The organism is Collinsella ihumii (genome assembly GCF_900046475.1).
GTDB lineage: Bacteria > Actinomycetota > Coriobacteriia > Coriobacteriales > Coriobacteriaceae > Collinsella > Collinsella ihumii.
Genome location: NZ_FCOU01000005.1, coordinates 78,386 through 98,457, shown reverse-complemented (window position 1 = coordinate 98,457; position 20,072 = coordinate 78,386). Strand labels below are relative to the sequence as shown.

Here is a 20,072-nt window from a genome sequence, read left to right as displayed (position 1 = left end):
CCCCGCTTAAAAGTGCCAGCCCTTGTCCGGCCTGTTTACGAGTGCTGCGAAGGATAGATGCGCGTCAGATGCTCGACCGTCTTGAACTTGGTGAATAGCGGCACGTACTCGTAGATGACGTTGGAGTTCTCCAGGCCGTACCACTGAACCGGCGAGCCGGCGTGACGGCGGATCGCGTACTTCAAGGCGATGGCGCTGCGCTCGCTCGGATCGACGTCGGACTCGGGAGCCAGCGTCTTGTAGACCATGCAGAAGCGGAACGAGCCGATGGGGCCCGGCGTCTTGTATACCGAGTAGTCGCTCTTTTGCGGCGGCAGCTCGCCGGAGGCGGAAAGGTCGCCGACGACCTGGCGCAGGTAGGCGTTCACGCGCTGGTTGACCTTGTAGCCCAGGTAGAACGTCACACGGAACACGTAGTCGGTGCCGAAGTTCTCGACCGCGTACTCGAACGTATGCGGCTCGTCGGTCACCTGCACGTTCAAGAACCAGTAGGCCTGCGCGCGCTTGGGATGCTTGTCGAAGATGGAATACAGGATGTCGCGGTCGAGATAGTCGGTGCGGGTGTTGTTGGTGAGGTACACCAGGTTGTCGCACAGCTTGTCATAGGTCTCGTCGTGACGCAGGCGGTCAAGCTGGTCGAGGTAGGAATGGATCGGCAACAGGTTCGCCTGTCGACGCTCGACGCGGCTGCCGTTGTACCAGCTGACCATGATGGCCATGATCAGCGCGGCGAGCAGGATGGTGAAGTAGCCGCCGTGGAAGAACTTGGTGAGCGACGAGAAGAAGAAGAAACCCTCGAGCGCCACGAAGAACACCACGAAGATGAATGGGAGCACCTTCACCTTGCGGATCTTATGCAGGTAGAAGAACAGCAGCACGGTGGTGCAGATCATCGTGATGGTGATGGCCAGGCCGTAGGCGGCCTCCATGTGCGCCGAGGACTGGAACAGCAGCACGACGACGATGCAGCCGGCCCACATGACGTAGTTGACCATGGGGATGTAGAGCTGGCCTTTGGTCTCCGCCGGATAGAAGACCTGCATGTGCGGCATGAGGTCCAGGCCGCTCGCCTCGGAGACCAGGGAGAACGCGCCGGTGATGAGTGCCTGGGACGCGATGATGGCCGCGCAGGTCGACAGCACGACGCCGAAGGGACGGATGGCGTCGGGCAGCATCTGGAAGAACGGGTTGAGGTCGGCGATGCCGAGCAGCTCGGTGTTGCCGGCGTTGGCGAGCAGCCATGCGCCCTGGCCGAGATAGGAAAGAATCAGGCAGATCTTCACGAACGGCCAGGTGGCGTAGATGTTGCCGCGTCCGACGTGGCCCATGTCCGAATACAGCGCCTCGGCGCCCGTCGTGGCGAGGAAGCAGCTGCCCAGGATCATGATGCCCGCGTGGTTGTTGGGCGAAAGCAGGAACATGATGCCGCGGACGGGGTTGAACGCCTTGAGCACCACGGGGTTGCCCAGCACGTGCATAAGGCCGCTGACGCCCAAGAAGATGAACCAGAACGTCATGACCGGGCCGAAGGCGCGACCGATCTTGGAGGTGCCGGCGCGCTGGACGATAAACAGCGCGCAGACGATGATGAGCGTGATGATCACCACGTTGAGCTGGTTGTTCCCCATGATGGCGTGCACCTCGGGGATGGTGCGCAAGCCCTCGATGGCGGTGGTGATGGTGACCGCGGGGGTGAGCACGCCGTCGGCGAGCAGGGCGGATCCGCCGAGCATGGCGGGGATGATCAGCCATTTGGCGCCGCGCCGCACGATGCTGTAGAGCGCGAAGATGCCGCCTTCGCCGTGGTTGTCGGCGCGCAGCGAGATGAGGACGTACTTGACGGTGGTCAGCAGGGTCACCGTCCAGATGACGAGCGAGATGGCGCCCAGGATAAACTCCTCGTTGACGGACATGATGCCGCCGTTGCCCGCGAGCAGCGCCTTGGTGACGTACATCGGCGACGTTCCGATGTCGCCGTACACGACACCCAGCGTCACGAGCATGGCCCCGATGCTGATGGGGATTTCAGGAGAATGCTGCGCAGATGATCGCTCAGCAGCATTCGCATTACGGGAAGATCCCATGATGTTCGCTTCTCCCTTGGTAGGACAACAGAATTGCCAGTAATTATGGCAGCTTTGCGCACTTATGCAACGTGGCGGGCCGTCTGCTAGATGAACCCGTCCCCGGTGGCGATTCGGCCACGGGAGACGGGTTCTTGTGCGGAAGTGCGCGGGGGCCTATCGGTTGGTGATGATGAAGCAGCGGTGGATGCGCTTGTTGCGCGCAAAGTCCTCGGGGATGGTCCGCTCGGTGATGTCCTCGACCGCGATGCCCGCGTCGGCGAGCGCGCGCTCGTCCAGGCGGAAGGTCCGCAGGTTGCACGAGAAGATGGCGCGCCCGCCCGGCGCCAGCAGGTCGGAGAGGGCGCACAGCAGCTCGACGTGGTCGCGCTGGACGTCCCATGTCCGCTCGCCCATCTTGGCGGAGTTGGAGAAGGTGGGCGGATCGCAGAAGATGAGGTCCCACGTGCGATGGGCGCGCCGCTGCTCGGCGACCCATGCCAGGACGTCATCGCGCACGAAGCGATGCTCAGGTCCGGTGAAGCCGTTTTGAGCCATGTTGTGGCGGGCCCAGTCCAGATACGTGTTGGAGAGGTCGACCGTCGTTGTGCTCAGCGCCCCGCCGTCTGCGGCATAGCACGTGGCCGTCCCGGTATAGGCGAACAGGTTGAGGAAGCGCTTGCAGCCCTTGGCGTACGTGCGCACGAGGTCGCGCGTGACGCGGTGGTCGAGGAAGATTCCCGTGTCGAGGTAGCTGTTGAAGTTGGCCGTGAAGGTCAGGCCGCCCTCCTGGATGTGGACCGCGCCCTGCTCCCAGGCGTTTTGATGGGTCTGGGCACGATCCGTCTCGCGCGCGGAGCCTCCCGACGACGCTCCGCCGCCGGTGGCGTACTGGGAGCCGCCGCGCGAACGGGTGCGCGAGCGCGCGGCGACGTGGTCGGGGTCGACCTTGAGGACGCGCGGGGTGATCTCGAGCATGTCAAGCAGGCGCGCCTGCGCGAGGGAGGGATCGATCGACTTGGGCGCCGCGTATTCCGCGACGACGACCCAGCGGCCCGGCGTGTCGGGAGCCCCTTCGTACAGATCGATGGCTGCGGAGTAGTCGGGAAGGTCGGCGTCGTAGACGCGGTAGCAGGTGACGCCCTCGCGCTTGGCCCATTTGCGGCGCAGGCGCGCGACCTTTTTGAGGCGTGCGGCGAACTGATCGGATTCGGGGACGAGCACGGCGACGGGGGAGCCGTCTCCCACGTCCACGGTGGCGACGGTCTCGACCGGTGCCGACGTGCGCGTCGATGCGTTCGGGTGCGTGTTTGCGCCTGCGTCTGATTCCGCGTCGGCGGAGCCGTGCGAGCGGTCGAACAGGACGAGGCGCGCGTCCTCGTTGTTGGGCTTGATCGCGATGTCGGCGGTCGGGCGCATGCGCAGGGCGACCTCGAGCAGGCCGTCGCGGGAAAGCGCCGAGACGGGCGCGTACCGCAGCGGGGCGAGCGCCGCGAGCTGCTGGATGAGCCTTGACGCGCGGGACGCGTCGTTGAGCCTGAGCGCGCACATGTAGGCGGCGAGTACGTGGGTGTCCGAGGGGCTGCCGAGGTGCGCCGATATCGCCTCGACGGTCGGCTGGACGAACGTGACGATGCCGTCCGCACCGGCTGCTTTGATCAGGCGACGGGTGCGGGAGAGCGCAGCGGCATCGAAGTCGGTCGCGATGATGCGCGCATGCGCCCGGCCGACCTGTTGAGCTCGCTGCCTGGCCTCTGAGCGCATCCGGTCCCATGCGGCGCGGTCGTGATCCGCCCAGCACGAAAAGCCCCAGCGCGTGCGCTCGAGCCCCGGCGCCCGGCCGGCCGCGATCGATGCCGCCTCCAGAAGGATCCCCCCGTCTGCGCAGCAGGGGTCGATCAGCACCGGCGCGTCGTCCGCGTCGCAGCATGCTTTCCATGCGACCTGCGCCAACACGAGCGCAGCGTAATCGGGGCGCAGGGCGAGCGAGCCTCCCTGGCGGCCGATCTCGCGGGGCAGGCGACGGAACAGCGGCTCGCCCGACAGGTCGAGCTGCAGGCTGGCGCGGTCGTCATGGAGGGCGATCGAGATGCGGGCATCGGGGTGTCCGGTGTCCACATCGGCGCGGACGCCGACCTCGTCGGCCAGGCGGTCGCAGAGGGCGTCTTTGGCGCGCAGCGCGGTGAAGCGCGTGTTGCGCAGGTTCCCGTTCGTACCCGATGCCGTGATCGCGATGGTCGACCCGCGTCTCAGGATGTCCTCCCACGGCATGGTATAGACCTCGTCGTAGAGCTCGTCGGCATCGCGGCAGGTAAAGCGCTTCAAGACCACGAAGATACGGCTTGCCAGGCGCGACCACAGGCAGGCGCGCTCCGCGTCTTCCGGGGTGCCCGCAAACGACACGCGCCCCTTGAGCTTGCGCACCCGTGGAAGACCCAGGTCGCGCAGCTCGTCGGCGAGAGCGCTTTCAAACCCTTGAGGGCAGCTTGCATAGAATTCCATGAGGGGCCTTTCTGGATGGATGGTGCGCGGCGCGCGGGATCGTACGGATATGGCGCGGGCGAATGGAGATGCGCTGAAGAGCGCGCAAGATGATGCCGCTATCGGCATCGCACCATTATATGATGAAGCGAGCGACAAGAAGGGAGACAGATACCCATGTACGATGCCCCTGCCGTGGCGTTCTTCGATGTTGACGGGACGCTCATCTGGCACGACCCAGACGCCAATGCGGCGCAAAACGTTGCGCACGCGCAGGTGACGCCGGGGGTGAAGCGAGCGTTCGAGCGCCTTCACGCGCGGGGGAATCTGTCGTTTATCTGCACGGGCCGTCCTCGCAACCTGATCAACCAGGGGCTTCTCGATCTCAATCCGACCGGACTCATCACATCGTCCGGTGCATGTCTGTTTTTCGAGGGGCGTAAGGTGTTCGAGCGGACGATCGACCTCGACCTTCTGCACGCGACGGTCGATTGGCTGATGGGGGAGGGCATCGAGGTGCTGTTCGAGGGCACGGACTGCTCTGCCGCCCTGCTTCCGAACGGCGGCGTCTACACCGATATCCCCGGTGCGCTCTCCGTCCATTCGTGGGAGGAACTGTGCGCCGCTACGGACCTGCGCTTCAGCAAGTTCTCCTATGCGGGCGACATGATCGAGCGCGTCGAGCAGATGGGCGAGCCCCTGCGCTCCCATTACACGTTCTACAACCTGGGGCTCGGTGCGGGCGAGGCGGGGCCCGTGGGTATTGACAAGGCCTTCGGCATCGCGAAGGCGCTGGAGCAGCTGAACCACAGCACGAAGAACACGTACGCCTTCGGCGACTCTGAGAACGACCTCCCCATGTTGCGGGCCGTCGAGACATCGATCGCCATGGACAACGCCATGGATGTCGTCAAGGCGCAGGCCGATTACGTGACCGATTCCGCCGCGCACGACGGCGTAGCTACCGGCCTGGCGCACTTTGGTTTGATCTAGCGCGGGTTCATGGGGCATGTCCCGGCACCTCGAGGGGCTCGCGCGAGCGTGCGCGCCGAAGGGGTGTCCCCAGCATGCAAAAGTGCATGCGGAAGGTACGTCCCCGATATGCACCCGCGGCGCCTTCCCGCAAAAACCGTCGCGACGCCAGGCATGGGTTGGAACGAACCCGTCCCCAACCAACCGAAGCGGGCAGTCGGCGGACCGCCTGGCCTAAGCCCCCGTTCATTCATGAAAGAGCGGAGGCCATTTTGACGTTTGCCCAGGATTCGATTGTTCGACACCTCGCTCATTCATGAATGAACGGGCCGGTAGGGTTTAAAACATTTCACCATCATGCGAGCGGCCCCGCGCATCCATGAGATGCACGGGGCCGCTTCAGGTGCTATGAGGGTATCGGTTACTCCAGCTCGAAGGCACCGGTGTACAGCTGGTAGTACGTGCCGCGCTTGGCGATCAGCTCGTCGTGGCTGCCGCGCTCGATGATGCGGCCGTGGTCGAGCACGATGATCGCGTCGGAGTTGCGGACGGTCGACAGACGGTGCGCGATCACGAACGTGGTGCGCCCGTTCATCAGGGCGTCCATGCCGCGCTGCACGATGGCCTCGGTGCGCGTGTCGATGCTCGAGGTGGCCTCGTCCAGGATCATGACGGGCGGGTCGGCAACGGCGGCGCGGGAAATGGAGAGCAGCTGGCGCTGGCCCTGGGACAGGTTGGAGCCGTTGTCGGTCAGCATCGTGTTGTAGCCCTCGGGCAGGCGCTCGATGAAGCCGTGCGCGCCCGCGAGCTTGGCCGCGGCGATGCACTCCTCGTCCGTGGCGTCCAGGCGGCCGTAGCGGATGTTGTCCATGACGGTGCCGGTGAACAGGTTCACGTCCTGCAGCACCATGCCGAGCGAGCGGCGCAGATCGTTCTTCTTGATCTTGTTGATGTTGATGCCGTCGTAGCGGATCTTGCCGTCGGCGATGTCGTAGAAGCGGTTGATGAGGTTCGTGATGGTGGTCTTGCCGGCACCGGTGGCGCCCACGAAGGCGATCTTCTGGCCAGGCTTCGCCCACACGCTCACGTCATGCAACACGGTGTGGCCGGGCTTGTAGCCGAAGTCGACGTGGGACAGGCGCACGTCGCCCTCGAGCGGCACAAGCTCGACGGTGCCGTCGTGATGCGGGTGCTTCCAGGCCCAGCGGCCGGTGTGCTTGCCCGTCTCGACCTCCACGAGCTGGCCGTTCTCCATTTTCGTGTTCACGAGCGTGACGTAGCCCTCGTCGTGCTCAGGCTCCTCGTCCATGAGCTCGAAGATGCGCTCGGCGCCTGCGAGGCCCATGACTACGGCGTTGATCTGCTGGGAGATCTGGCCGATCTGGCCGGCGAACTGCTTGGTCATGTTGAGGAACGGCACGGTGACGGCAACGGAGAAGGCCAGGCCGGACACGGACACGTTGGGCGTGCCGAAGGCGATGAAGATACCGCCGGCGAGTGCCACGATGACGTACATCAGGTTGCCCAGGTTCATGAGGATGGGGCCCAGGGTGTTGGTGTACATGTTGGCGGCGCGGGCGGCACGGAAGAGTTTCTCGTTGCGGACATCGAAGTCCTCCTGCGCGGCGTCCTCGTGGCAGAAGACCTTCACGACGCGCTGGCCGTTCATGATCTCCTCGACATGACCCTCGACCACCGAGATCTCATGCTGCTGCGCCACGAAGTTGCGGGCGGAGCGGCCGCCGAGCTGCTTGGTCATGTAGGCCATGAAGCACACGCCCAGGATGACGACGAGCGCCATCCACACGCTGTAGTACACCATGACGCAGATCACCGAGCAGCAGGTGATGACTGTCAGGCAGATGTTGGGCATGGACTGCGAGATCATCTGGCGCAGGGTGTCGATATCGTTGGTGTAGTAGCTCATGATATCGCCGCGCTGGTGCTGGTCGAAGTAGCTGATCGGCAGATCCTGCATGTGGTCGAACAGCATCTCGCGGAACTTCTCGAGCGAACCCTGGGTGATGATGGCCATGAGGCGCGTCTGGGTGAAGTTCGCGGCGAGCGTGACGGCGTACACGCAGATGAGCGTCAGCGTGAGGGTGGTGATGCTGCCGGACACCGATGCCCAGTCGCCCGACTCCCACGTGGCGGTCACGATCTCGAGCGCGCGCTGGATGAAGGTGGCGGGCATGGCGGACAGGATGGCCTGGACCACGATGCACACGACCACGATGGGCAAAAGCTTGGGATAGAACGTGAACAGGGTGCGGATGAGGCGGCCGAGCGTCTTCCCGCGCCCGCCGCGTGCGGGCGCTGCGGGCGCCTGGCGGCCGGCGACGTTCTGGCGGCTGGCCTCGTACTGCTTCTTGGCATCGCTGTTAATGCTCATCGGCGACACCTCCTTTCGCGGTTTCGGCTTGCGTGGCGGGATCCTTTTGCGCCGAGGCGTCGTCGTGGACGGCTGCGGCCTCGGTATCCTCGTCGTTGGTGCGGTTCTGGGACTCGTACGTGTCGCGGTAGATGTCGCAGGTCTGCATGAGCTCGTCGTGCGTGCCCAGACCCACGATATGACCGTTGTCGAGCACCAGGATGCGGTCGGCGTGCTCGACGGAGCTCGTGCGCTGTGCGATGATGATCTTGGTGGTCTCGGGCAGGTACTGCGCCAGGCCCTCGCGGATGAGCGCGTCGGTCTTGGTGTCGACGGCGCTCGTGGAGTCGTCGAGAATCAGGACCTTCGGGCGCTTCAGCAGGGCGCGCGCGATGCACAGGCGCTGCTTCTGGCCGCCGGATACGTTGGTGCCGCCCTGCTCGATGTAGGTGTCGTACTTCTGCGGGAAGCCCTGGATGAACTCGTCCGCCTGGGCGAGCTTGCAGACCTCGACGAGCTCGTCATAGCTGGCGTTCGGGTCGCCCCAGCGCAGGTTCTCCTTGATGGTGCCGGAGAACAGCACGTTTTTCTGGAGCACCACGGCCACGTTGTTGCGCAGGTACTCGAGGTCGTAGTCGCGCACGTCCACGCCGCCGACCTTCACGGAGCCCTCGGTCACGTCGTACAGACGGCTGATGAGGTTCACGAGCGAGGTCTTGGCCGATCCGGTGCCGCCCATGATGCCCAGGGTCTCGCCGCTCTTGATGTGCAGGTCGATCTCGGCGAGCGCGCGGTGCTCGGCCTTCTCGGAATACTTGAAGGTGACGTTGTCGAAGTCGATGGAGCCGTCGCGCATGAAGGTGATGGGGTGCTCCGGGTTCTTGATGGTGGGCTCGGTCTCGATGACCTCGACGATGCGCTCGGCCGACTCCTGCGCCATGGTGATCATGGCGAACACCATGGACACCATCATGAGCGCCATGAGGATCATGAAGCCGTAGGTGGTCAGCGCGGAGAACTGGCCCACGTTGAGCGCGGTGCCGCGGCTGGAGATGATGAGGTAGGAGCCGAACTGGATGATGATCGTGAACACCGTGAAGACGGCGAGGTTCATCATCGGCGCGTTGAAGGCGAGGATCTTCTCGGCGCGCGTGAAGTCGGCGCACACGTCCTGGGCGGCACGGCCGAACTTCTGCTTCTCGTAGTCCTGACGCACGTAGCTCTTGACGTCGCGCATGCCGGTGACGTTCTCCTCAATGGACTCGTTGAGCGCGTCGTACTTGTGGAACACCGAGCGGAAGATGGGGTGCACCGTGCGGATGACCTTGTAGAGGCCGAAGCCCAGGATGGGCACCACGACGACGAACACGATGGCCATGGGGCCGCCCATGATGAAGGCCATGATGATGCCGCAGATGAGGATGAGCGGGCAGCGGATGGCGGTGCGGATGATCATCATGTAGGCCAGCTGCACGTTGGTGATGTCCGTGGTGAGGCGCGTCACCAGCGAGGAACTGGAGAACTGGTCGATGTTGGCGAAGCTGAAGCGCTGGACGGCGGCGAACACGTCGTGGCGCAGGTTCTTGGCAAAGCCGCAGCTCGCCTCAGAGCAGGTGAGGCCGGCGCCGATGCCGAAGCACAGCGACGCGAGCGCCATGGCGACGAGGATGCCGGCGAAAGGCAGCATCTCGGACACGGTGGCGCCTTGCTGGATGGTGTTGATGAGCTGGGCGGTCACGAAGGGGATGGCGACCTCCATCACCACCTCGCCCGTCACGATGATGGGGGTGGCGATAGCCGCTTTCTTGTATTCGCGGATGCTCCCCATGAGCGTTTTAATCATTCAATCCCTCCCAATGCGAACGAATGGTGTCGAGCATGACGACGAGCTGCTCCTGTTCCTCGGTGGTCAGGCAGGAAAACGCCCGCTGTCTGAAGCGCAGGCGTCGCTCCTGCTCGAGCGCCGCCTCCTCGGTGCCCTTTTGGGTCAGGCGGATGGAAAGCTGGCGGCGGTCCTCCGGGTTGCGCGTTCGCTCGATAAGGCCCGCGTTTTCGATCTTGGCGAGAATCTCGGACAGCGAGCCGGGCTTGAGGTCGAAAAACGCACCGAGCTCCTGTTGAGACATCTGGCCGTCGTTTTTGGCCAGAAGGCAGATGATGGCCGCTCGCCCAGACCTTCCCCCGCTGTGGAAGTGCAGGTAATGGCCACAATAGCCGAGGTTCCACAGCAGTCGGCGAGCACGCGCCTCTTCGGGCGTGTCGTTGGGCTGTGGGGCATCCGGCGCGGCGCACGCAGGACGTTTCGCCGGATCGCTATCGGCGGTATCGCACATGCAGATCTCCTTTCCCCTTATCGATTTTTCAAGTTGGACTCAAGAAGGGTACTACCGTGAATCTACAAGTCAAGGTACCGAATAATTAGGTGAACGAATTATTCATGTTTCCGACGAATTTGCCTCCCTGCGCAAGGGTCGGACCCCTTGCGCAGGGAGGCGCGAAAGCAATGAATCGGCTGTTTTTCAGTCGAGCGCGGCGAGGAGCGCGGTGCAGCCGTCGAGGACGTCGCGGTAGGTGGCGTCGAAGTTGCCGGTGTACCAGGGATCGGCGACGTCGCCGGGGCGATCGGTCCAGTCGAGCAGCCGGCTCACCTTGCCGTCGGGGTCGCTTTTGAGGATGCGCTTGAGCCCGCGCCGGTTTTCCCCATCCATATATATGATGTGATCCCACCGGTCGTACTCGCTGGGCGAGATGATCCGCGCGCGGTGCGGGACAAGCGGTATGCCCATCTCGCGCAGCTTGGTCTCGGTGCCCCAGTGCGGCGGGTTGCCGATCTCTTCATAGCTGGTGGCGGCGGAGTCGATATCGAATTCCCGCTCGCGGCCCGCACGGCGCACAAGCTCGGCCATAACCGATTGGGCCATCGTCGACCGGCAGATGTTGCCGTGGCAGATGAACAGGATTCTATGCATGGCCGCTCCTTTGTATAGCAACTCGTTGAGGACGGGTACATTTTGACAGGTTTTGGACGGACGCGTCGTTTGGAGGCGACGGGGGTCCATTCTGCGCCGGGCGCCCCCGACCGTCTGTGCGGCGTGGTATCGTTGTTGAACCGATTGTTGAGCAGGAAGGAGAAGGCGAGATGATCTGCCCGACCTGTCATGCTGAGATATCCGACGATGCGTTGTTCTGCAGCTCATGCGGGACCAAGATCGAGCCGGTCGGCGCGGCCGCCTCGGCTGCCGTCTGCCCGCAGTGCGGGGCGGAGCTTGCTCCCGGCGCGCTGTTCTGCTCGCATTGCGGCGCGTCCGTCGCGCCGGCCGGCGTGCCGGCGGCCGTGCCCATGGCCGACGATGCGGCGCAGGCCGCTGCCGCGCTGTGGGGCGACGGCCAGGGCGCGACTCCCACGCGCCGGGCGCTCGTCTGCCCTTCTTGCGGAGCGCCCGTCAGCCCTACCGACCCGTACTGCCCCGCTTGCGGCGTGCGTCTGCTCGGGTCGCGCGCGGGGTCTCCCCAATCCGCGCCGAGCGCGCAGCCGTCCGCCGACACGACGATGGTCGACATTGCTCGCGAGGCGGTCGCCCCCGCCGACCCGCGCCTGCGCTCGGGATCGACCGGGCCCATGCCGCGCGTCGCCGTTCCCGCGCCGTCCGCTGCCCCGTCGCATGACGACGGAGAGAAGCCGCGCCGGAATGTCGGAAAGACCGTCAGCATCGTCGTCGGAGTCATCGCGGTGGCGGCCCTTGCCGGGGGAGGCCTGTGGTACGCGCTCGATGCGCAGCGCCAGCAGGATGAGGCGACCCAGCAGGCGGAGCAGGCCACACAGGCGCTCCACAGTGTGACGATCGCGGTGGCGGCCGAGGGGTGGAACACCGACGAGGGCGCCTCGCGCCTGCCGGTCCGCGTCGTGGGCACCAACTCCACGGGCGAAGCCGTCGACGAGACACAGTACGTCACGACGGCGGGCACCGGCCTGATGCTGCGCCAGGGTTCCTACCAGCTGTCCGTTGCCGGTTCGCCCATCGCTGCCGACGGCACCATCTACACGGTTCCCGACACGGTGCTCGACATCACGGTGGCGACCGATAACCCGGGCGACGCCGTCGACGTTACATCGCAGGGCTCCTTCACCCTGACGCCCATCGATGCGCTCGAGGTGACCGACGATCAGATCCTGGCCGCCGCCCAGCTCGCCGCCGCCGACACGGCGGACGGCCATGCCGACGCCGACGCCCTGCGTGCCGCCGCCGTCCAGCGCCGCGAGGACGCGGCTGCGGCCCAGCAGGAGCAGCAGGAGCAGGAGCAGGAGTCTTACGATTCCCGCCACGTGGTCGCCGACTCCTACGAGTTCTATATGCCCTCGTATTGGGACGGACGCGTGACCGTGCAGGTCGATGGCGACCATGTCTCGGTGTGCTCGGCGAAATACCCGGATCTCGAGCTTTTCAACGTGACCGTTCAGCGCGGCACCACGCAGGCGGTGGGCGATGTGGGCTATGCCTGCCTGGGCGATGTCGCCCTCGGCGACGGAACCTACGCGTCCGTGTGGGCGCGCCGTTGGGGCTGGCTGATCGGATATGCCTACATGACCAACTCGACGGATCCGAACGACTACTACACGATGGACGAGGCGGAAGAGATCGTCGATCTGCAGACCGGTGGAAACGTCACGTACGAGTCCATCCGCGATGAGATGGTCGCAAACGACGGAAACTCGGACCTGGTATTCGTGACCGATGACTATCTGTACGCCTGCATCGTGGAAAGCCTGCAGCCGCTTGAGTAGCGCATAGGAAGACGGGGGCTTACGCCCCCGTCTTCCTATGCCGACGCGGCCGCCTTTTCTCGCGCGTCGACGCGCTTGAGCGCCTCGATGGCGCACTCGAGCATCCCCGGGTCCGCCTTGCGCGTGGTGAGGCGCTGCATCTGCAGGCCCGGCCACAGGGCGATTTTGACGAGCGGGTTGTCCGGGTGCGATCCCGCCCACTTCACGGTGACCTCGTACGAGACACCGGCGACGATGGGCAGCAGGATCAGGCGCGAGCCCATGACGAACAGGGTGCGCGCGATGCCGGAGAGGCCCAGCGCCTCGGCCCAGGCTCCCACGGGCACCACGGCGTGCAGGATCAGCGCGATGCCGACGGTCATGACCAGAAAGGCCGTGCCGCAGCGCACGTGCAGGCGCGAGAACCGCGCGGCGTTCTCCGGCGTGAGCGGCAGCCCGTGCTCAAAGCAGTGGATCGACTGGTGCTCGGCGCCGTGATAGCCGTACATGCGGGCCATGTCGGGGATGAGGCCGACGCCGCCCACGTAGGCGACGAGCACGACCATGCGCAGCAGCGCCTCCACGAGGCTCCAGACCAAAGAGTTACCGCTGTTGAGCTCGCCGACGACCAGGTTGGTTATCAGCAGGGGGAGCAGGATGAACAGGGCGATGCCGATCAGAACGCCGATGCAGGCGGAGACGGCCATCGCGATGCCCATCACGCCGTCCTTCTCCTCGGTATCGCTCTGCTCGTGTTCGGGGGAGTCGGACGGAGCGTCTTCCTGCCCCTCGTCCTCTTCGTCGATGAAAACGTGCTCGGAGGCGATGTCGAGTGCGCGGTAGGCAAGTACCATGGATTCGGCGAACGACACGCACCCGCGCACGATGGGCCAGCGGAACCACGCCGGTCGCGACGACGCGTCGGGAAGGTCGTGCTCCTCGACATAGATGCTGCCGTCTTCGCAGCGCACCGCGACGGCCCAATTGAGCTTGCCGCGCATCATGACGCCCTCAAGCGTTGCCGACCCTCCGATATGCGTACAGAACAGCTCGCCTTCCTCGGCGATGTCCGTGTGCTTTGCTGTCATGCGATCCTCCGGATCTTCGAGATTTCACGCGCATAAGCTTAGCGCGAAGGGTGCTGCGCTGCGGCCCCGCATCGGTATCTTTCGATTTCCCATACCTTGGGGCCGCTTCCGTGGCGAACGCTTGCGGGACCGGGTTGCGTCGGCGCTGCGGGCCGGATGTGGCTAAAAAGTTCTGTTTTGCTGTTGGGCGGACGGAGCGGAGTCTGTCGTTTTGGCCGAGTTGTCCGAATTGGCTGCATGCTGGGCGAGCCCGACGCCCCCGGATACCCTCATCGGGGCCCGGCGCGGGGTCATCCGGTGCCCAAGGGCGGGTTTGGGCCCGCTTGCACGGGGCCCGACAACAGCAAAACAGAACTTTTTAGCCACTTTCGCGAGAGGCCCGTGTCGACCTCTGCGCGGTATAGTGGAATCTAGGGCGCATCGGCGTGATGTCGAGCCCGGATGGCGACGTTTGCTAAGGAGTTCCCATGTCCACCATGACAACCATCTCTCGCGACGGACTGACGGCACGTATCGACAGTATGGGCGCCCAGCTGTGCAGCCTGGCGCTCGACGGACGCGAGTACCTGTGGCAGGCGGATCCCGCATTTTGGGGCAAGCATGCCCCGGTGCTGTTCCCCATCGTGGGCAATCTGCGCGCAGACGCAGCGACGTCGGCCGCCGGCCCGTGCTCCATGGCCCGTCACGGTCTCGCGCGCATCTATGAGCATGAGCTCGTGGATGTTTCCGAGGATGGGTCGTCGGTTACCTACGAGTTCTCGAGTTCGGACGAGACCCTCAAGGCCTACCCCTATCGGTTCAAGCTCAATATGACGTACGCGCTGACCGGCCCCGCGTCGCTGACGCAGACGTTCGCCGTCACCAACACGGGCGATGTCGATCTGCCGTTTTCGGTGGGAGGCCACCCGGCGTTCAACATCCCCGCGCCCGATGCGGGCGATGAGGCGTTCGAGGATTACGAGTTCCGTTTCGCCGAGCCCTGGACGGCCAAGTGCCCCAAGATCCTGGGCGGTGGACTCGCCGATCCCGAGGACACGTTCACGCCGGTCGAGGATGCCGATACGCTTGCGCTGTCCCGCGACTGCTTCGCCTATGACACGATGATCTTCGATCATGTGCCGGGAAACACCGTCACGCTTGTGGGCACCAAGTCGGGTCGCGGCATCCGCGTCGATTTCCCGGGCTTTGATTACCTGGGTGTCTGGTCCGCGCCGGGAGCGCCGTTCGTGGCGCTCGAGCCCTGGACGGGACATGCGACCTACACGACCGAGGACGACGTGCTCGAGCACAAGGAGAACATCACGATCCTCGAGGCGGGTAAAACGGACATGCGCGCCTTCACCATCACGTTGCTGTAGGGCGGGCGCGGCCGGTTTTCGGGTGGCAAGACGGGGCCAAGCCTTCAGTTTTCGGCCCATAATTGAGTTACGTGCATGTTTCCTTGCAAAATGGGGTGGTTTTCTGCATACGCCCGCGGTATCCTGCCACATTGTGCGCGTAACTTTCTCGCATTAAGTTGCAAGGGGGAGGGGAATGGGTCCCCTCCGGTTGCGTTGCACGGAAGGGGTCATAGACAAAAACTTTTGGAAGGGAAACCATCATGACCAAGAATTCCTTTGCAAACATGCAACCTGGGCAGTGCTCCCGTCGCGATTTCCTCAAGCTCTCCGGGCTTACGGCGTTCAGCGTGGGAGGCATGATGTTCCTTTCCGGATGCGGCCCCGCCGCACAGGATTCGGGCACCGACAGCACGGGTGCCGGTTCCGCTGCGGATGACGCTGACGCCGGCGAGGCTACGCTCGGCGACGGCCAGACCCTGCGCGTCGGCATGGAGGCTGCATACCCTCCGTACAACTGGCAGGTCAACGAGGAATCCGATTACACCATCCCCATCGATAACGTCGACGGTGCTTTCGCTGACGGCTACGACGTCCAGGCCGCGAAGATCATCGCCGAGGGTCTCGGCATGGACTGCGTTGCCGTGAAGCTCTCGTTCGACGGCCTGATCGATGCGCTGAACAGCGGTCAGATCGACATCGTGTGCGCCGGCATGTCCGTCACGCCCGAGCGTGCCGACTCTGCAGACTTCTCCGATTCCTACATCGATGACGACATCGTCATGATCACCAAGAAGGATTCCGCCTACGCAAGCGCCACCACGTTTGCCGACCTCGCGGGCGCGTCCATCTTGGGCCAGGCGGCCACTATGTACGACACCGTTATCGACCAGATCCCGGACGTCAACCACATGACGCCCGCCGAGACGCAGCCGCTCGTCGTGGAGAACCTCAATACCGGTACCTGCGATATCATCACCTACTCTATGCTTTCCGTTCCGAAGCTGATCGAGACCTACCCCGACTTCGTCGAGCTCGAGATGACCGACAAGTTCGAGGATTCCGTCATGCCCGACAACGCGGGAATCGCCAAGGGCCAAGACGCCGTGCTCGAGAAGATCAACGAGATCATCGCCGGCATTTCCGAGGACGATCGCCAGCAGATGTGGAACGAGTGCATGGACCGTCAGCCCGCGTAGCGCTGCGCGAACAGAGGGTTCATCCGTGTCCGTCAGGGCGCGCACCGAGGCCGCAGGGCCGGTGCGCGCCTTACCCATCTCATAGATAAAGGAGAAAACCATGAGCTCTGCCCTATCAGGCGAGCAGACCGAACCGAGGAGACGCGGCAAGATCGCCTCGTTTTTCCTCGATGACCATCGTTACGTGCTGTTGGGAACAAGCGTCGTGGCCCTGGTCGGCATGCTGCTTTCGAGTCAGCCTCGCCCGGAGATGAGCTTTCTGGCGAAGGCGTTCACTGTCGAGCTGGTCATGTACTATCTGCTTGCGGCCTGGCTCGTGCTGAGCGCCGTCGCGCTCGTCTTCAAGCTCACACACTGGAGCAATTACGCCGAGACTGCGCCGTTCACCAAGCCCGCTGTTCGCCGCGTGCTGCGCTATATCGCCTACGTCGTATGGGCGATCACGCTCGTGCTGATCGTCGACCGCGTGGTCATGGGCGTCGCCTCGGCGTGGAGCGTGGCCGTGACCGCGACCGAGCGCCCCGGCGACGATTTCCTCCAGAACATCCTGTGGATGTTCTGGGTGAGCCGCGATACGTATCTCGTCGGCGTCACTACGACCATCGAGCTTGCCGTCATCGGCACCGTCGTGGCGTTTTTCCTTGCACTTGTGCTCGTGTTCTGCCGTATCCAGACCATCGATAAGCCCGATAATGATTTCATCCGGTTCTGGAAGGTCGTGGGCTCGGGCTTCGCCAAGGTCTATTCAACGGTCGTGCGCGGTACCCCGATGATGGTCCAGGCCATGATCATCTACTACGGAGTCGTGGGCGTGCTGAGCGGCACGGGGCTCACGGCTACCGAGATGAACGCCGTATGGTCCCCGTTCGTGGCTGGCTTGGTGACGGTGTCGCTCAACTCCACCGCCTACATGATGGAGGTCCTGCGCGGCGGCATCGCATCGGTTGACAAGGGACAGGCCGAGGCCGCTCGCTCGCTCGGCCTTTCGCAGCTGCAGACGATGGTCAAAGTCGTATTCCCCCAGGGCATCAAGTATGCCATTCCCGGTCTGTCGAACGAGCTCGTCATCAATATCAAGGACTCGTCGGTCCTGTCGATCATCAGCGTGTTCGATCTGACGTTTGGCGCGAGGACCGTCGGCGGCAACTACTATCAGTACTTCCCGGCTTTCCTCATCGCTGCGGTCATCTACCTGATCCTGACAATGATCGCGACGTGGCTTCTGGGCAAGTTCGCCCGCCGCTTCGACGTCAAGGTCGAGACGATGGGCAGCACGTCCGATCAGCCGGTCAAGGTGGAGGAGTAAATCATGGCTATGAATACCGCAACCTCTGCCGAGCCCATGGTCCGCATCGAGGGCCTGCGCAAGTCCTTCGGCAACCTCGAGGTTCTGCGCGACATCAACCTCGCTGTCATGCCCGGCGAGGTCGTGACGATCATCGGCGCATCCGGTTCCGGCAAGTCGACGCTGTTGCGCTGCATCAACCTGCTCGAGACGCCCGACGCGGGTCACGTGTGGTTCCACGGGGCCGACCTCGCCGCCGAGCACGTGGACGTCAACCGTCTGCGCGAGAAGATCGGCATGGTGTTCCAGGGCTTCAACCTGTTCAACAACATGAACGTGCTGGACAACTGCACGCTTGCCCCCGTCACGCTCAAGAAGATGAAGAAGCCCGAGGCCGAGCAGGTCGCCATGAGGCATCTGGAGGCCGTGGGGTTGGCGAACTTCGCCAAAGCCGATGTCAACAACCTTTCCGGCGGTCAGAAACAGCGCGTGGCGATCGCCCGCGCGCTGTGCATGCAGCCCGACCTGATGCTCTTCGACGAGCCCACGTCCGCACTTGATCCCGAGATCGTGGGCGAGGTGCTCGAGGTCATGCGCGGCCTGGCGCGCGACGGCATGACCATGGTCGTGGTGACGCACGAGATGCAGTTCGCCAAGACCGTGTCCGACCGCGTCGTGTTCATGGACAAGGGCATCATCGCGGAGGAGGGCTCACCTGCCGAGATCTTCGGTTCGCCCAAGCATCCGCGCACCCGCGAGTTCCTTGCACGCTACCTGGACGACAAGTCAGACGAGTAGGAGCGCGACTATAGCCGTCATCTGCGGGCCGAGAGGATGTTCCCCTCGGCCCTTTTTAAACTCAGAAAAACTCAGAATTCTGACATACAACTCAGAATTCTGAGTTTTTCTGAGTTAGTTGTGAGATAGTCGAGCATTTCCATGAAAGGGCGTCGAGTGCGCGGCAGTCGCATCGCGTGTTTGCTGTGGACGTTTTGCGCAGGTGGGGCGTGCTGTGGGCTCGTTTGGGGCGCGCGTGCTTGCCTGCGCGGGAACGCTGGGTATGATAGAAGGCCGAGAGAAAGAGGTTCGCGCGTGTTTATCAAGTTCGACAAGTTCTAGCTGCGCTTGCAGTCTTGCGGCATCTGGCCGCTGCCATCCCGTGCGGGGCATCGTTTCACGTCGAACCATGCAGGGCGAAATCGCCCTCAAGAAAAGGAGAATCCATGCGCGACAAGCTGGAAAAACTCATCGCTGCCTACGAGGAGCTCGAGAAGAAGCTCGCCGACCCCTCGGTCGCTGCCAACATCAAGGAGTACACCCGCCTCAACAAGGAGTATGCGCACCAGACCCCGTTGGTGACGGCGGCGCGCGAGTACCTGGCGGCGCTCGATGACATCGAGATCGCCAAGGAGATGCTGCACGACACGTCCGATCCGGACGAGAAGGCCATGCTCCAGGAGGACATCAGCGGCAACGAGGCCAAGCTTCCCCAGCTCGAGGAAGATATCAAGTTCATGCTGATCCCGGGCGACCCCAACGACGAGAAGAACACCATCGTCGAGATCCGGTCGGCCGCCGGCGGCGACGAGGCCGCCATCTTCGCGGGCGATCTGTTCAAGATGTACCAGCGCTTCTGCGAGAGCCAGAAGTGGAAGCTCGAGGTGCTCGATTCCAGCCCGAGCGACGCGGGCGGCTTCAAATCCATCGAGTTCAAGGTGTCTGGCGACAAGGTCTACTCGGTCATGAAGTACGAGTCAGGCGTGCATCGTGTGCAGCGCGTTCCCAAGACCGAGAGCCAGGGCCGCATCCAGACCTCCACGGCTACCGTCGCCGTGCTGCCCGAGGCCGATGAGATCGACATCCACATCGATCCGTCGGACCTGCGCGTCGACACGTACTGCGCTTCCGGCCCCGGCGGCCAGTGCGTGAACACCACGTACTCTGCGGTGCGCATCACGCACCTTCCGACCAACACCGTGGTCCAGTCCCAGGAGCAGCGCTCGCAGATCCAGAACCGCGAGGTCTGCATGCAGATGCTTCGCGCCCGCCTGTACGAGATGGAGCTCGAGAAGCAGCAGGCCGAGCTCGGCGCCGAACGCCAAAGCCAGATCGGCCATGGCAACCGTTCGGAGAAGATCCGCACGTACAACCAGCCGCAGGACCGCGTGACCGACCACCGCATCGGTTTCAACTCCACGTACAACGGCGTGCTGCTGGGCGACCAGCTCGCCACCGTCATCGACGCGCTGGCGGCAGCTGACCGCGCCGAGAAGCTGGCGGAGGCCGTGGACTAAGGCAGCCGTTTCTAAAACGATGAAGCCGCGGGACGGGAGGGTGCGCTATCCTCCCGCCCCGCGATGCGTTTTAGGCAGCTGTGGCTTTGTCGGGACTGGTACGAAATGTATATTTCCACTGCAAAACTGCACAAAGTTGCATAAAAATACGCTCTGAATAAAACCTATAGAGACAGTAGGTTGAGTTTGGTACGATTTTTGAGGCTCATTTCCCCACACG

At 63.8% G+C, this 20,072-nt stretch carries 14 protein-coding genes; 7 read left to right on the top strand and 7 right to left on the bottom strand.

Annotated features, from left to right (window positions below):
- Positions 1-35 precede the first annotated feature (35 nt).
- On the bottom strand, positions 36-2,084 hold the full coding sequence (locus BN3789_RS04425; protein WP_079989086.1) for a KUP/HAK/KT family potassium transporter: 2,049 nt from the start codon (positions 2,082-2,084) through the stop codon (positions 36-38).
- A 156-nt stretch (positions 2,085-2,240) separates the two neighbouring features.
- Positions 2,241-4,565: a bifunctional 23S rRNA (guanine(2069)-N(7))-methyltransferase RlmK/23S rRNA (guanine(2445)-N(2))-methyltransferase RlmL gene (gene rlmKL, locus BN3789_RS04420; RefSeq protein ID WP_066830600.1), complete on the bottom strand. Its 2,325-nt coding sequence runs from the start codon at positions 4,563-4,565 to the stop codon at positions 2,241-2,243.
- Between the two features lie 156 nt (positions 4,566-4,721).
- On the opposite strand from rlmKL, the gene BN3789_RS04415 reads away from it, so the two are divergent.
- The gene (locus tag BN3789_RS04415) at positions 4,722-5,537 is read left to right on the top strand and encodes an HAD hydrolase family protein (RefSeq protein ID WP_066830597.1); all 816 of its coding nucleotides are present in this window, start codon (positions 4,722-4,724) and stop codon (positions 5,535-5,537) included.
- A 400-nt stretch (positions 5,538-5,937) separates the two neighbouring features.
- Here the strand turns inward: BN3789_RS04415 and BN3789_RS04410 are convergent, their stop codons facing one another.
- The 4 genes from BN3789_RS04410 to BN3789_RS04395 form a co-directional block, all read right to left on the bottom strand.
- Positions 5,938-7,908: an ABC transporter ATP-binding protein gene (locus BN3789_RS04410; RefSeq protein WP_066830594.1), complete on the bottom strand. Its 1,971-nt coding sequence runs from the start codon at positions 7,906-7,908 to the stop codon at positions 5,938-5,940.
- Positions 7,898-9,730, bottom strand: a complete 1,833-nt coding sequence (locus tag BN3789_RS04405; protein WP_066830591.1) for an ABC transporter ATP-binding protein — start codon at positions 9,728-9,730, stop codon at positions 7,898-7,900. The genes BN3789_RS04410 and BN3789_RS04405 overlap by 11 nt, the downstream gene beginning before the upstream one ends.
- Positions 9,723-10,220 carry a MarR family winged helix-turn-helix transcriptional regulator gene (locus BN3789_RS04400; RefSeq protein WP_066830588.1) on the bottom strand — a complete coding sequence of 166 codons (498 nt, stop codon included), beginning with the start codon at positions 10,218-10,220 and terminating at the stop codon, positions 9,723-9,725. Before BN3789_RS04400 ends, BN3789_RS04405 begins: the two co-directional genes overlap by 8 nt.
- Positions 10,221-10,406: 186 nt before the next feature.
- A complete protein-coding gene (locus BN3789_RS04395; RefSeq protein WP_066830580.1) occupies positions 10,407-10,856 on the bottom strand; it encodes a low molecular weight protein-tyrosine-phosphatase in 450 nt (149 codons plus the stop codon).
- Between the two features lie 170 nt (positions 10,857-11,026).
- On the opposite strand from BN3789_RS04395, the gene BN3789_RS04390 reads away from it, so the two are divergent.
- Positions 11,027-12,670 carry a zinc ribbon domain-containing protein gene (locus BN3789_RS04390; protein ID WP_066830577.1) on the top strand — a complete coding sequence of 548 codons (1,644 nt, stop codon included), beginning with the start codon at positions 11,027-11,029 and terminating at the stop codon, positions 12,668-12,670.
- Positions 12,671-12,705: 35 nt separating this feature from the next.
- On the opposite strand, the gene BN3789_RS04385 is transcribed toward BN3789_RS04390, so the two are convergent.
- Positions 12,706-13,737, bottom strand: a complete 1,032-nt coding sequence (locus tag BN3789_RS04385) for a DUF1385 domain-containing protein (RefSeq protein ID WP_066830574.1) — start codon at positions 13,735-13,737, stop codon at positions 12,706-12,708.
- Between the two features lie 467 nt (positions 13,738-14,204).
- On the opposite strand from BN3789_RS04385, the gene BN3789_RS04380 reads away from it, so the two are divergent.
- From BN3789_RS04380 to prfA, 5 genes are all read left to right on the top strand, one after another.
- Positions 14,205-15,095 carry an aldose 1-epimerase family protein gene (locus BN3789_RS04380; protein ID WP_066830571.1) on the top strand — a complete coding sequence of 297 codons (891 nt, stop codon included), beginning with the start codon at positions 14,205-14,207 and terminating at the stop codon, positions 15,093-15,095.
- A gap of 242 nt (positions 15,096-15,337) precedes the next feature.
- Positions 15,338-16,273, top strand: a complete 936-nt coding sequence (locus tag BN3789_RS04375) for a transporter substrate-binding domain-containing protein (protein WP_187119111.1) — start codon at positions 15,338-15,340, stop codon at positions 16,271-16,273.
- 100 nt (positions 16,274-16,373) lie between these two features.
- Positions 16,374-17,579 (top strand): amino acid ABC transporter permease, encoded by a 1,206-nt coding sequence (locus tag BN3789_RS04370; RefSeq protein ID WP_066830568.1) that lies wholly within the window; start codon positions 16,374-16,376, stop codon positions 17,577-17,579.
- A gap of 3 nt (positions 17,580-17,582) precedes the next feature.
- Positions 17,583-18,356 carry an amino acid ABC transporter ATP-binding protein gene (locus tag BN3789_RS04365; protein WP_273343400.1) on the top strand — a complete coding sequence of 258 codons (774 nt, stop codon included), beginning with the start codon at positions 17,583-17,585 and terminating at the stop codon, positions 18,354-18,356.
- A gap of 425 nt (positions 18,357-18,781) precedes the next feature.
- Positions 18,782-19,852, top strand: a complete 1,071-nt coding sequence (gene prfA / locus BN3789_RS04360) for a peptide chain release factor 1 (RefSeq protein WP_066830560.1) — start codon at positions 18,782-18,784, stop codon at positions 19,850-19,852.
- Positions 19,853-20,072 lie beyond the last annotated feature (220 nt).